The organism is Vagococcus sp. WN89Y, assembly GCF_052220145.1.
Classification (GTDB): Bacteria; Pseudomonadota; Gammaproteobacteria; order Enterobacterales; family Enterobacteriaceae; genus Kosakonia.
The window spans coordinates 1-13,815 of record NZ_JBQPOM010000015.1 but is presented as its reverse complement, the minus strand read 5'-3'; the positions used below and the strand labels follow the sequence as shown (position 1 = coordinate 13,815).

Below are 13,815 nucleotides of genomic sequence, written 5' to 3'. Positions count from 1 at the left end.
ATGCTGGATAAAATTGTCATCGCTAACCGCGGCGAGATCGCACTGCGTATTCTTCGTGCCTGTAAAGAGCTGGGCATCAAGACTGTCGCTGTGCACTCCACGGCGGATCGCGATTTAAAACACGTTTTACTGGCGGATGAAACGGTCTGTATCGGCCCAGCTCCGTCAGTAAAAAGCTACCTGAATATCCCGGCAATTATCTCTGCCGCCGAAATCACCGGCGCGGTAGCGATTCACCCGGGTTATGGCTTCCTCTCCGAGAACGCCAACTTTGCTGAACAGGTTGAGCGCTCCGGCTTTATCTTTATCGGCCCGAAAGCTGACACCATCCGTCTGATGGGCGACAAAGTCTCCGCAATCAGCGCGATGAAAAAGGCTGGCGTACCTTGTGTGCCTGGCTCCGATGGCCCGCTGGGCGATGATATGGATTTGAACCGCTCCATTGCAAAACGCATTGGTTACCCGGTGATTATCAAAGCATCGGGCGGCGGCGGCGGTCGCGGCATGCGTGTTGTACGTAGCGATGCCGAGCTGGCGCAGTCCATTTCCATGACCCGTGCGGAAGCAAAAGCCGCGTTCAACAACGACATGGTGTATATGGAGAAGTACCTGGAAAATCCTCGCCACGTCGAGATCCAGGTGCTGGCAGATGGCCAGGGCAACGCGATTTATCTGGCAGAGCGCGACTGCTCCATGCAGCGCCGCCACCAGAAAGTGGTCGAAGAAGCGCCGGCACCGGGCATCACTCCGGAACTGCGTCGTTACATCGGTGAACGTTGCTCCAAAGCCTGTGTGGATATCGGTTATCGCGGGGCAGGTACCTTTGAGTTCCTGTTCGAAAACGGTGAGTTCTACTTTATTGAGATGAACACCCGTATTCAGGTCGAACACCCGGTGACTGAAATGATAACCGGCGTTGACCTGATCAAAGAGCAGCTGCGTATCGCTGCCGGTCAGCCGCTGTCCATTAAGCAAGAAGAAGTCGTGGTGAAAGGCCATGCGGTGGAATGCCGTATCAACGCCGAAGACCCGAACACCTTCCTGCCAAGCCCGGGTAAAATCACGCGCTTCCACGCGCCGGGCGGTTTTGGTGTGCGCTGGGAATCACACATTTACGCGGGTTATACCGTACCACCGTATTATGATTCCATGATCGGCAAACTTATCTGCTACGGCGAGAGCCGTGATGTGGCGCTTGCCCGCATGCGTAATGCCCTGCAGGAACTGATCATTGATGGTATCAAGACCAACATTGAGTTGCAGATGCGCATTATGAGCGACGAGAACTTCCAGCACGGTGGAACGAACATCCACTATCTGGAGAAAAAACTCGGTTTGCAGGAAAAATAATCTGCATTCGCTGCCAGAGGCCGGATTTTCCGGCCTTTTTTCTTTTTCTCTCCCCTGCCGTTTTTCATGGGTTACAATCCCCGCTTTCATCATCCACAAGGGAACAAAATGGACAGCCGATTTGTTCAGGCTCATAAAGAAGCCCGCTGGGCGCTGTGGCTAACCCTTCTCTATCTTGCTGTTTGGTTGGTGTGTGCTTACATACCGAATTCTGCTCCGGGCATTACCGGGCTGCCGCACTGGTTTGAAATGGCCTGCCTGCTGACGCCGCTGGTGTTTATTCTGCTGTGCTGGGCGATGGTGCGCTTTATCTTCCGCGACATTTCTCTGGAGGATAACGATGCAGCTTGAAGTGATTACGCCACTGGTCGCCTACCTGCTGGTGGTGTTTGGACTATCGGTCTACGCCATGCGCCAACGCAAAACCGGCTCGTTTCTGAATGAATACTTTCTCGGTAGCCGGTCGATGGGCGGTGTTGTGCTGGCAATGACGCTGACGGCAACGTATATCAGCGCCAGCTCGTTTATTGGCGGCCCTGGCGCGGCCTATAAATATGGCCTGGGCTGGGTACTGCTGGCGATGATTCAGCTGCCAGCCGTCTGGCTTTCGCTGGGGATTCTGGGGAAAAAGTTTGCGATTCTTGCGCGCCGCTATAACGCGGTGACGCTCAACGATATGCTGCTTGCCCGTTACGGCAGCCGTGTGGTGGTGTGGCTGGCAAGTCTTAGCCTGCTGGTTGCGTTTGTCGGCGCGATGACCGTGCAATTTATTGGCGGCGCACGGCTGCTGGAAACCGCCGCCGGTATCCGTTACGAAACCGGGCTGCTGATTTTCGGCGTCAGCATTGCGCTCTATACCGCTTTTGGCGGCTTTCGCGCCAGCGTGCTGAACGACACGCTGCAAGGGCTGGTGATGCTGATTGGCACCATTGTGCTGCTGATAGGCGTCGTGCATGCTGCAGGCGGCCTGAGCAATGCAGTCAGTACGCTTGAGCAAATCGACCCGCAGCTGGTCTCGCCACAAGGCGCAGACAACATTCTGTCACCGAGCTTTATGACCTCCTTCTGGGTGCTCGTCTGCTTTGGCGTGATTGGCCTGCCGCATACCGCCGTGCGCTGCATCTCGTATAAAGACAGCAAGGCGGTGCACCGCGGGATCATTATCGGCACCATTGTCGTGGCCATCCTGATGCTGGGCATGCACCTGGCCGGTGCGCTGGGCCGCGCGGTGATCCCTGGCCTTACGGTGCCGGATCTGGTGATCCCGACCCTGATGGTAAAAGTGCTGCCGCCGTTTGCCGCCGGGATCTTTCTCGCCGCGCCGATGGCAGCGATCATGTCGACGATCAACGCTCAATTGCTGCAAAGTTCCGCTACGATCATTAAAGATCTCTATCTTGATATGCGCCCGGAGCAGTTGCACAACGAAACGCGTCTCAAGCGGATGTCGATGGCTATCACGCTGATTCTTGGCGCGTTGCTCCTGCTGGCAGCCTGGCGGCCGCCGGAGATGATCATCTGGCTGAACCTGCTGGCGTTTGGCGGGCTGGAAGCGGTGTTTCTCTGGCCGCTGGTGCTGGGACTGTACTGGGAGCGCGCCAACGCTGCCGGTGCGTTAAGCGCAATGATCGTCGGCGGCGTACTGTATGCCGTGCTCGCCACGCTGAACATACAGTACCTGGGTTTCCACCCTATTGTGCCTTCGTTACTGTTAAGTTTGTTCGCTTTCGTCATCGGGAACCGCTTTGGTCAACCCGCGCCGCAAGCTCCGAATATTTAGTCAATCGATAAAGAGTTAAGCCATGCCCTGGATCCAACTGAAACTGAACACTACCGGCGCGAATGCGGAAGATCTAAGCGATGCCCTGATGGAAGCAGGCGCTGTGTCCATTACCTTCCAGGACACGCACGATACGCCGGTGTTCGAGCCATTACCGGGCGAAACTCGCCTGTGGGGTGACACGGACGTTATCGGCCTGTTCGACGCAGAAACAGACATGAAAGCGGTTATTGCGCAGCTTTCCGAGCACCTGCTGCTCGGCGCAGGCTTCGCCCATAAAATTGAGCAGCTGGAAGATAAAGATTGGGAACGTGAATGGATGGATAACTTCCACCCGATGCGTTTTGGCGAGCGTCTGTGGATTTGCCCAAGCTGGCGCGACGTGCCGGACCCAAATGCGGTAAACGTTATGCTTGACCCAGGCCTGGCGTTCGGCACCGGGACGCACCCAACGACCTCTTTGTGCCTGCAATGGCTGGATGGCCTTGATCTCACCGGCAAGACGGTAATCGATTTTGGTTGCGGTTCCGGCATTCTGGCGATTGCCGCGCTGAAACTGGGCGCGGCGAAAGCTATCGGTATTGATATCGACCCGCAAGCTATCCAGGCAAGCCGTGACAACGCCGAGCGCAACGGGGTTTCCGAACGCCTTGCGTTATATCTGCCGAAAGACCAGCCAGAGTCCCTGCAAGCCGATGTGGTGGTCGCCAACATTCTGGCTGGCCCATTACGTGAGCTGGCCCCGTTAATCAGCGTGCTGCCCGTTGAGGGCGGTTTGCTGGGCCTCTCCGGTATTCTTGCCAGCCAGGCGGAAAGTGTGTGCGAAGCCTATGCTGAACGCTTTGCGCTCGATCCGGTGGTCGAAAAAGAGGAGTGGTGCCGCATCACCGGCAGGAAAAAGTAAATTCCACGCCGCCTTTTGAGGCCTGAACGGCTGGCCGCAAAACGAGAGCGGGTTCGCAAAACCCGCTTTTTTTTTGTGTGAAAAAACAACGATTCGCCTCTTTCGCACAACAAAAATCAGATAACTTGTGGGTTTTTAACGTCCATATAAAATTTTTCATTTTTATATAAGCCTCTGAAAAATCTTATTTAATATTTTTATGCACAGGTCTTGCTGGTTATTCCTTGATCTACAACAGAGGATTGCTCAAAGTTTGGCCTTTCATCTCGTGCAAAAAATGCGTAATATACGCCGCCTTGCAGTCACAGTATGGTCATTTCTTAACTCATGCGCATCGGACACCACCAGCTCAGAAATCGCCTGATCGCAGCGCCCATGGCTGGCATTACTGACAGACCTTTTCGGACGCTGTGCTACGAGATGGGAGCAGGTTTAACCGTATCCGAGATGATGTCGTCTAACCCGCAGGTTTGGGAAAGCGACAAGTCACGACTGCGGATGGTGCACATTGATGAACCCGGTATTCGCACCGTGCAAATTGCGGGAAGCGACCCGGATGAAATGGCGGAAGCCGCACGGATTAACGTGGAAAGCGGCGCCCAGATTATTGATATCAATATGGGCTGCCCGGCAAAAAAAGTGAATCGCAAGCTTGCAGGCTCTGCCCTGTTGCAATACCCGAGCCAGGTGAAGTCAATCCTGTGCGCGGTGGTTAATGCAGTGGACGTGCCCGTTACGCTGAAGATTCGCACCGGCTGGGCTCCGGAACACCGTAACTGCGTAGAGATTGCCCAACTGGCTGAAGAGTGTGGTATTCAGGCTCTGACCATTCATGGACGCACCCGTGCCTGTTTGTTCAATGGAGAAGCTGAATACGACAGTATTCGGGCAGTAAAGCAGAAAGTTTCCATTCCGGTTATCGCGAATGGCGACATCACTGACCCGCTTAAAGCCAGAGCTGTGCTCGACTATACGGGGGCGGATGCCCTGATGATAGGCCGCGCAGCTCAGGGAAGACCCTGGATCTTTCGGGAAATCCAGCATTATCTGGACACTGGAGAGCTGCTGGCTCCACTGCCTCTGGCAGAAGTTAAGCGCTTGCTTTGCGCGCATGTTCGGGAACTGCATGACTTTTACGGTCAGGCAAAAGGTTATCGAATCGCGCGTAAACACGTCTCCTGGTATCTCCAGGAGCATGCTCCAAATGACCAGTTTCGGCGCACATTCAACGCTATTGAAGACGCCAGCGAACAGCTGGAGGCGTTGGAGGCATACTTCGAAAATTTTGCGTAAACAGAAATAAAGAGCTGACAGAACTATGTTCGAACAACGCGTAAATTCTGACGTACTGACCGTTTCTACCGTTAACTCTCAGGATCAGGTAACCCAAAAACCGCTCCGTGATTCGGTAAAACAGGCACTGAAGAACTATTTTGCTCAACTGAACGGCCAGGACGTTTCTGACCTGTATGAGCTGGTATTGGCTGAAGTAGAGCAGCCATTGTTGGACATGGTGATGCAATACACCCGTGGAAATCAGACCCGCGCGGCACAGATGATGGGCATCAACCGCGGTACGCTGCGTAAAAAACTGAAAAAATACGGCATGAACTGATTTTAATCAGTGAGTTGTATTGATAAAAAGGCGCAAACCGGCATGGGGAAGCGCCTTTTTTATTGCCTGAATTAGCCCCAAAAATCCCCTTTTCCTCTTCTTTTCCTTACGTCTTATTCGTGTATATTTCACACAAATGGTTGCAAACAAAGGAGTGATGGAATGATTCGCAAATATTGGTGGTTGGTTGCATTCACCCTGTCTCTCCTGATGGTAGACGCGGTGATCATGAAAAGCGTGGAATACTTCGCGTCTGACACTGAGCAATGCCGCAATATGAATTCCGTTAATCCTCTCAAACTGGTGAACTGCAAGGACCTGCAAGTGACTGAATGAGGCGAAAATTAATAAATGTGTCGCCATCTCCACTGTTATTGCAGGGTTTTAAATCATTTTGCGTCATCACCAGACGATGATAATGTCTCAGCCCTTTTCGCCGTACGACCGTAGTAATGCGTAACGCCCTTAGTGAATGAGTTGATGACATCATGCTGGTTAGCCAATACGACTATATCCTTGTTGTTGTTTCTTTTATTGTTGCCATCCTTGCCGCTTACACCGCCCTGAATATGGCCGGACGCGTTGCCACCAACACAGGCCCCTCTTCCTGGGTCTGGCTGAGCGGCAGTGGTCTGGCGCTGGGCATCGGTATCTGGGCGATGCACTTTATCGGTATGCTGGCCATGAACATGTCTATGAACATGCGCTATGAGCCATTTTTAACCGTCCTGTCATTAGCTATTGCTATCGCTGCCTCCCTGTTCGCCTTATGGCTGGTCAGTGCGCCTGAGCTACATTTACGCCGCCTGATACCCGGCACCTGTGTGATGGGTTCCGGGATAGCAGCCATGCACTATACCGGCATGGCCGCCTTGCAGGTCTCCCCCGCCATTATCTGGCACAAAGGCTGGGTTGCCTTGTCTGTAACGGTTGCGCTGGCAGCCTCCTTTGCGGCCCTGTGGCTGACCTTCCGTTTGCGTCATGAAGCCGCTCAGGTTGCGATAATGCGCTTCGGAGCCGCAATTCTAATGGGCGTAGCTATCGCCGGTATGCACTATATCGGTATGCTGGCAGCCCAGTTTCCTGCGCAACACACGGCGGGGCACTCAGGGTTCAGTAATAGCTGGCTGGCTATTCTGGTCGGACTAATGGCATTTTCTGTGCTGGGGATAACCCTGCTGGTATCGATGTTCGATGCACGTTTACAGGCGCGCACTTCATTACTGGCAACGTCGCTTGCCGCCGCAAACCGCGAGCTGGCTCGCCTGGCTTTGCACGATACGCTCACGCGCCTGCCAAACCGTGTGCTGCTGGAAGACCGGCTGGAACAGGCTATCAGCAAAGCCAAACGTGAAGGGTCGTTTTTTGCGCTGATGTTTATGGATCTCGACGGATTTAAAACCGTCAATGATGCCTGGGGCCATGACGTGGGCGACAAACTGCTCATTGCCGCCACCGAGCGGCTGGAGCAACCTCTCAAGGGGCAATACACGCTGGCGCGTATCGGTGGTGATGAGTTCGTGCTGCTGACCGGGATGAACACGCCCGAAGAAGCCGCTGCGCTTGCAAATACTCTGGTGCGCGCAATAGATAAACCGTTCACTATCGATCCTTATGATGTCATGGTGACGCTGAGCGTTGGCATCGCGCTGTATCCCCACGACGGGGAAAATGCGCGGGAGCTGATGTTCAACGCCGATGCAGCGATGTATCACACGAAACATATGGGGCGTAACGGCTACCACTTTTTCCAGCCTTCCATGAACACGCTGGCGCAATCGCAGCTGCAGTTGCTCAATGATTTATGGTTAGCGCTGGAGCGCCAGGAGTTCCGCCTGTTCTATCAGCCAAAATTCAAAGCACCTTCCGGGCCGGTTACTGGCTTTGAAGCGTTGCTGCGCTGGCAGCATCCGTATCAGGGGATTTTGACGCCGGAGATATTTTTACCGCTGGCGGAGAAGACCGGGCTTATCGTTCCGCTGGGTAATTGGGTGGTGAATGAAGCATGCCGCCAGCTCAGCGAATGGCGCAGCCAGGGGCATCTGCAATGGACGGTGGCGGTGAACCTGTCCACCCTGCAATTCGAGCAACCGAACTTAGTGCAGACGATTATCACAGCATTAAAGCAACATGACGTGCCACCGCAACAGCTGATTCTTGAAGTGACTGAGACAACAGCCATGATTAACCCGGATAAAAGCGTACGGGTATTGACCGCACTGACCGACGCGGGCATTCAGGCATCGATTGATGATTTTGGTACCGGGTATTCCAGCCTGCTCTATCTGAAACGTTTACCCGCGAGCGAACTTAAAATCGATCGCGCCTTTGTACGCCAGCTGGGAAAAGAGGGTGATGATGCGACTATCGTATCCGCCATTGTCGCGCTCGCCAGTACGCTCAACCTGAAAGTTGTGGCTGAAGGGGTAGAAACAGAAGAGCAACAGGCATTTTTGACAGAGCTGGGCTGTGACACATTGCAAGGTTACTTATTAGGAAAACCTGTAAGCGCTGAATCAGTTACTGCTTATGGTAATAAATTTATCGCGGCCGGAAGTATTTCCTGAATAAAATAAAGCGCCTGCGGATACTTTTATTTTTACTTATGCGAAACTGGATTGTTCTGATAATTACGGCAAGGTTACAAGATACCTTCCTTTTTTATACGGGTAATATTTTTCTTTGCCGCTTCATTTTTTCTACATTATTGCGTTATAAGGCCTTTTTTATCTCCATGATGTTTACAAAGCACATACTTTGAGATTATTACAGCATCACAGAATTTATACGCAATGGTAAAATATTTATATCGGTTCTGGTGGCGCGTCGCTATTAAATATGCCGGAAATCGCGATTATTCGAGGTAATATTATGAAAAAATTCATTTCCGTTGCATTGCTCTCCACTGTCCTTGCGGGCTGCGCTCACGATTCACCTTGCGTACCGGTGTACGACGATCAGGGGCGTCTGGTGCATACCAATACCTGCATGAAAGGAACGACGCAGGATAACTGGGAAACGGCTGGCGCTATCGCCGGTGGCGCTGCGGCGCTGGCAGGGTTGACGCTCGGTATCGTGGCTCTGACGAAGTAGTTTCTGCAAGCGCGGCATGCCCGCGCTTTTTGCTTTATAAGGGTGCAGCGTAAATTTTTAGCATCACTTTAGCGCTGCTCGCCAACGTATGCCCCTGAATTAAGCTGTTGCTTATGAATATCTTCGCCCGGAGTGTGAAGACATTCACAAATCAAACCCATTCAATATTTTGCTTATATTAACGGAGGAAACTTCTCTGTTAACTCATCTTGTCGGTTAAAAAATTTTGCTCCGTTTTGTGGCACAGGTTGTAATTTTGCACCACAGCAGAGCAATGTTTTTATTTTTTCCTGTCTACACTCTCCATATAGCGCATATGACGCCCCTTAATACGCCATTCGCAAAACTGGCACTACCTTTGCTTTAAAGAGTCTGGCCATAGCCACAGACGGGTTTCAGGCGTTTCCCGAGCGCCTTTTTATAACGATAAGTTTTCGCCACACAGGATGCATTATGAAAAAGATGATGATCGCCAGCCTGGCCGCTGTCGGCGTACTGTTTGCTGCGGCAAATCAGGCGCATGCGGGTGCAACGCTGGATGCCGTAAAAAAGAAAGGTTTCGTTCAATGTGGTATCAGCGATGGTCTGCCGGGTTTTTCCTATGCGGATGCCAGCGGTAAATTCAGCGGTATTGATGTGGATGTTTGCCGTGGTGTTGCCGCCGCTGTGTTCGGCGATGACAGCAAGGTGAAATATACTCCGCTGACGGCGAAAGAGCGCTTTACCGCGCTGCAATCAGGCGAAGTTGACCTGCTCTCGCGTAATACCACCTGGACCTCTTCCCGCGATGGTGGCATGGGCCTCTCCTTTACCGGGGTGACGTATTACGACGGCATTGGCTTTTTAACCCATAACAAAGCCGGGCTGAAAAGCGCTAAAGAGCTTGATGGCGCAACCGTTTGTATCCAGGCCGGGACAGATACCGAGCTGAACGTCGCGGATTATTTTAAATCCAACAAAATGAATTATACCCCGGTGACGTTTGATCGCTCCGATGAGTCGGCTAAAGCGCTGGAGTCCGGGCGTTGCGATACTCTGGCCTCTGACCAGTCGCAGCTGTATGCCCTGCGAATCAAACTCAGCAACCCGGCCGAGTGGATTGTCCTGCCCGAAGTGATTTCGAAAGAACCGCTGGGGCCGGTCGTGCGCCGTGGGGATGATGACTGGTATGCCGTTGTGCGCTGGACGCTGTTTGCCATGCTGAACGCCGAAGAAATGGGCGTGACATCGAAAAACGTCGACGAGAAAGCGGCGAACCCGGCCACGCCGGATATGGCGCATCTGTTGGGTAAAGAGGGTGATTTCGGCAAGGACCTGAAGCTGGATAACAAATGGGCCTACAACATTGTTAAGAAAGTCGGCAACTATGCAGAAGTTTTTGAACGTAATGTCGGCGCTGAAAGCCCGCTGAAAATCAAACGTGGCCAGAACAATCTCTGGAATAACGGCGGTATTCAGTACGCTCCGCCGGTGCGTTGATTCACGCATGCTGTAACGAGCGCCGGTTTCGGCTGGCGCTCAATCCAGAGTCATGGTTACTGAGGTTTTACTATGCTCCATCGCCGCCCAACCGTGAAAGGCGCGTTATCCCTTTCAAACCCTGCGGTTCGTGCCTGGCTGTTTCAAATAATAGCGATTGTCGCCGTGGTAGCTGTCGCTATCTATTTGATCCATAACACCGTGACGAACCTGAATAACCGCGGGATCACCTCCGGCTTTGCGTTTCTCGATCGCGCCGCCGGGTTTGGCATCGTCCAGCACCTGATCGATTACCAGCAGGGCGATACCTATGGCCGGGTGTTTTTGGTTGGGTTGCTCAATACGCTGCTGGTTTCAGCACTTTGTATTGTGTTTGCCTCCCTGCTCGGTTTTTTCCTCGGTCTTGCGCGCCTCTCCGATAACTGGTTGCTGCGTAAGCTATCGACAATTTATATCGAGACCTTTCGTAATATCCCGCCATTGCTACAGATCTTCTTCTGGTACTTTGCCGTGCTGCGCAATCTCCCAGGCCCTCGCCAGGCGGTCAGCGCATGGGATCTGATGTTTTTGAGTAACCGGGGGCTTTATATTCCCTCTGCGCAAACGGGTGAAGGAGCGCTGGCCCTGATTGGTGCAATTATCATCACCGTGCTCGTTACTGTCTGCCTGTTTCGCTTCAATAAAGCGCACCAGACAAAGACCGGCCAGCTGCGCCGTACATGGCCAACCGCGCTGGGGCTGATTATTGTTCTGCCGATGTTGGCGCACTGGCTGTTCGGCCCGGCATTGCATTGGGAAATTCCTGAACTGCGCGGTTTTAACTTCCGTGGCGGCATGGTGCTGATCCCCGAACTGGCAGCGCTAACCATTGCGCTGTCGGTCTATACCTCAGCGTTTATCGCCGAGATTATCCGCGCGGGCATTCAGTCTGTTCCCCACGGGCAAAGCGAGGCCGCGCGTTCGCTTGGTCTGCCAAACCCGGTCACGCTGCGTCAGGTGATTATTCCACAAGCGTTGCGGGTCATTATTCCACCGTTAACCAGCCAGTATTTGAATATTGTGAAAAATTCATCGCTGGCGGCCGCAATTGGCTACCCGGATATGGTCTCGCTCTTTGCCGGGACGGTGCTGAATCAGACCGGTCAGGCCATTGAAACCATTGCGATTACCATGTCGGTGTACCTGATTATCAGCCTGGCGATTTCGCTGCTAATGAACATTTATAACCGCCGCATTGCGTTAGTTGAGCGCTAAGGAGCGAAGATGACAAAAGCGATCCTCTCTCCCGCTACGCGCCAGGCTCCCACAGGCAGTAATGGCGCAGTACTGTGGATACGGAAAAATTTATTCTCCAGCTGGTCGAACTCGCTACTGACTATTTTTTGTCTGTGGTTGATGTGGGTGCTGATCCCACCGTTGCTGGAGTGGGCACTGTTTCAGGCAAACTGGGTGGGTTCTACGCGCGCCGATTGTACGAAAGAGGGAGCCTGCTGGGTATTTATTCATGAACGATTTGGTCAGTTTATGTATGGCCTCTATCCCCACGATCAGCGCTGGCGTATTAACCTCGCGTTGATTATTGGCCTGCTCTCTATTGCACCAATGTTTTTAAAAGCGTTACCGCGACGTGGCCGCTATATCGCCTGTTGGGCCATTGTTTACCCCGTGGTGGTCTGGTGGCTGATGTTTGGCGGTTTTCTTGGCCTGGAACGCGTTGAAACCCGGCAGTGGGGCGGCCTAACACTGACGCTAATTATTGCTTCTGTCGGCATTGCAGGCGCGTTGCCGCTGGGGATTTTATTGGCGCTGGGCAGGCGTTCGACAATGCCGGTCGTACGTGTGCTGTCAGTCATTTTTATCGAGTTCTGGCGCGGCGTACCGCTAATTACAGTGCTGTTTATGTCTTCCGTCATGCTGCCGCTTTTTATGTCAGAGGGAACCAGCATCGATAAGCTGATCCGTGCGCTGGTTGGGGTGGTCTTGTTCCAGTCCGCCTATGTTGCAGAAGTGGTGCGCGGCGGGTTGCAGGCACTGCCAAAAGGGCAATATGAAGCCGCTGAATCTCTGGCGCTCGGTTACTGGAAGACGCAGGGTCTGGTGATTTTGCCGCAGGCGCTGAAGCTGGTGATCCCAGGCCTGGTCAATACCATTATTGCGCTGTTTAAAGATACGAGCCTTGTGATCATTATCGGCCTGTTTGATCTGTTTAGCAGCGTTCAACAGGCGACGGTCGATCCGGCCTGGCTCGGTATGTCTACTGAAGGGTATGTTTTTGCTGCCTTAGTTTACTGGATTTTCTGTTTCAGCATGTCGCGCTATAGCCAGCATCTGGAGAAGCGCTTTAACACCGGGCGTACACCGCACTAAGGAGTCTTATGAGTCATTCAACTATTCAGGCTGGCGATGCGATGATTACGCTCGAAGCAGTTAATAAATGGTACGGGCAGTTTCACGTGCTGAAAAATATCAATTTGCAGGTTAAGCAGGGCGAGCGCATTGTTCTGTGTGGTCCTTCCGGCTCCGGTAAATCCACCACCATACGCTGCATCAATCATCTGGAGGAGCATCAGCAAGGGCGAATTGTGGTCGATGGAATTGAGTTAGATGAAGACATTCGTAACATCGAAAAGGTGCGTCAGGAAGTCGGGATGGTGTTCCAGCACTTCAACTTGTTCCCGCATTTAACCGTGTTACAGAACTGCACGCTGGCACCAATTTGGGTGCGAAAATTGCCGAAAAAGGAAGCTGAAGCGCTGGCCATGCACTATCTGGAGCGCGTGCGGATCGCAGAGCATGCGCATAAGTTCCCAGGGCAAATCTCAGGTGGGCAGCAGCAACGCGTGGCAATAGCCCGTTCTCTGTGTATGAAACCGAAGATTATGCTATTTGATGAACCAACGTCGGCGCTGGATCCGGAGATGGTTAAAGAGGTGCTGGATACAATGATAAGCCTTGCCGAGTCCGGCATGACGATGCTGTGCGTGACGCATGAGATGGGTTTTGCCCGTACCGTTGCCGATCGCGTGATCTTTATGGATCGTGGTGAGATTGTTGAGCAGGCACCGCCCGAAGAGTTTTTTGCAAATCCCACATCTGAACGTACCCGTGCATTCTTGTCACAGGTTATTCATTGATTATTCAGAGCAGGGCCATCTGCGGATGGCTCTTTTATTTTTGACTGAAAAGACAAAAGGCCCCGTCTTTCGACGAGGCCTTCTGCTTTGTTTGGTGCCTGGCAATTCCCTACTCTCGCATGGGGAGACCCCACACTACCATCGGCGCTACGGCGTTTCACTTCTGAGTTCGGCATGGGGTCAGGTGGGACCGCCGCGCTAGTGTCGCCAGGCAAATTCTTTTTTAAGTGCCGAACTTTAACCGTTGTAACTGGTGCTGATACCCAGAGTCGAACTGGGGACCTCACCCTTACCAAGGGTGCGCTCTACCAACTGAGCCATATCAGCACGCTAAATTTGATGCCTGGCAGTTCCCTACTCTCGCATGGGGAGGCCCCACACTACCATCGGCGCTACGGCGTTTCACTTCTGAGTTCGGCATGGGGTCAGGTGGGACCACCGCGCTAGTGCCGCCAGGCAA

General features: G+C 52.9%; 13 protein-coding genes, 1 tRNA gene and 2 rRNA genes. 13 read left to right on the top strand and 3 right to left on the bottom strand.

The genetic code is table 11. The annotated features are described in order from the left end of the window. The 13 genes from accC to ACTU3N_RS05335 all read left to right on the top strand — a co-directional run bounded on the left by accC (position 1) and on the right by ACTU3N_RS05335 (position 13,355). Positions 1–1,350, top strand: coding sequence for an acetyl-CoA carboxylase biotin carboxylase subunit (accC, locus tag ACTU3N_RS05395; RefSeq protein ID WP_443085112.1), 1,350 nt, complete (start codon positions 1–3; stop codon positions 1,348–1,350). 108 nt (positions 1,351–1,458) lie between these two features. Then, the gene (locus ACTU3N_RS05390) at positions 1,459–1,701 is read left to right on the top strand and encodes a YhdT family protein (protein WP_443085111.1); all 243 of its coding nucleotides are present in this window, start codon (positions 1,459–1,461) and stop codon (positions 1,699–1,701) included. After that, complete coding sequence (gene panF, locus ACTU3N_RS05385; RefSeq protein ID WP_443085110.1) at positions 1,691–3,130, top strand: sodium/pantothenate symporter; 1,440 nt, start codon at positions 1,691–1,693, stop codon at positions 3,128–3,130. The genes ACTU3N_RS05390 and panF overlap by 11 nt, the downstream gene beginning before the upstream one ends. Before the next feature lie 22 nt (positions 3,131–3,152). Continuing rightward, positions 3,153–4,034: a 50S ribosomal protein L11 methyltransferase gene (prmA, locus tag ACTU3N_RS05380; protein ID WP_443085109.1), complete on the top strand. Its 882-nt coding sequence runs from the start codon at positions 3,153–3,155 to the stop codon at positions 4,032–4,034. Between the two features lie 327 nt (positions 4,035–4,361). Then, a complete protein-coding gene (gene dusB / locus ACTU3N_RS05375; RefSeq protein ID WP_443085108.1) occupies positions 4,362–5,327 on the top strand; it encodes a tRNA dihydrouridine synthase DusB in 966 nt (321 codons plus the stop codon). A gap of 25 nt (positions 5,328–5,352) precedes the next feature. Beyond that, a complete protein-coding gene (gene fis, locus ACTU3N_RS05370) occupies positions 5,353–5,649 on the top strand; it encodes a DNA-binding transcriptional regulator Fis (RefSeq protein WP_443085107.1) in 297 nt (98 codons plus the stop codon). Positions 5,650–5,811: 162 nt separating this feature from the next. Beyond that, entirely contained in the window at positions 5,812–5,985 is a 174-nt protein-coding gene (locus tag ACTU3N_RS05365; RefSeq protein WP_443085106.1) for a DUF2556 family protein, read from the top strand. A gap of 152 nt (positions 5,986–6,137) precedes the next feature. Next, a complete protein-coding gene (locus tag ACTU3N_RS05360) occupies positions 6,138–8,216 on the top strand; it encodes a putative bifunctional diguanylate cyclase/phosphodiesterase (protein WP_443085105.1) in 2,079 nt (692 codons plus the stop codon). 304 nt (positions 8,217–8,520) lie between these two features. Next, entirely contained in the window at positions 8,521–8,742 is a 222-nt protein-coding gene (locus ACTU3N_RS05355) for a hypothetical protein (protein ID WP_430891932.1), read from the top strand. 453 nt (positions 8,743–9,195) lie between these two features. Next, a complete protein-coding gene (locus ACTU3N_RS05350; protein WP_443085104.1) occupies positions 9,196–10,221 on the top strand; it encodes an amino acid ABC transporter substrate-binding protein in 1,026 nt (341 codons plus the stop codon). Between the two features lie 72 nt (positions 10,222–10,293). Beyond that, positions 10,294–11,475 (top strand): amino acid ABC transporter permease, encoded by a 1,182-nt coding sequence (locus tag ACTU3N_RS05345; RefSeq protein ID WP_443085103.1) that lies wholly within the window; start codon positions 10,294–10,296, stop codon positions 11,473–11,475. 9 nt (positions 11,476–11,484) lie between these two features. After that, on the top strand, positions 11,485–12,588 hold the full coding sequence (locus tag ACTU3N_RS05340; RefSeq protein ID WP_443085102.1) for an amino acid ABC transporter permease: 1,104 nt from the start codon (positions 11,485–11,487) through the stop codon (positions 12,586–12,588). A 41-nt stretch (positions 12,589–12,629) separates the two neighbouring features. Further along, positions 12,630–13,355: an amino acid ABC transporter ATP-binding protein gene (locus ACTU3N_RS05335; protein WP_443085203.1), complete on the top strand. Its 726-nt coding sequence runs from the start codon at positions 12,630–12,632 to the stop codon at positions 13,353–13,355. 96 nt (positions 13,356–13,451) lie between these two features. On the opposite strand, the gene rrf (ACTU3N_RS05330) is transcribed toward ACTU3N_RS05335, so the two are convergent. The 3 genes from rrf (ACTU3N_RS05330) to rrf (ACTU3N_RS05320) form a co-directional block, all read right to left on the bottom strand. Then, positions 13,452–13,567, bottom strand: a 5S ribosomal RNA gene (gene rrf, locus ACTU3N_RS05330). Positions 13,568–13,606: 39 nt separating this feature from the next. After that, positions 13,607–13,682: transfer RNA gene (locus ACTU3N_RS05325), tRNA-Thr, on the bottom strand. 14 nt (positions 13,683–13,696) lie between these two features. Then, positions 13,697–13,812: ribosomal RNA gene (rrf, locus tag ACTU3N_RS05320) — 5S ribosomal RNA — on the bottom strand. Between the last annotated feature and the right edge of the window lie 3 nt (positions 13,813–13,815).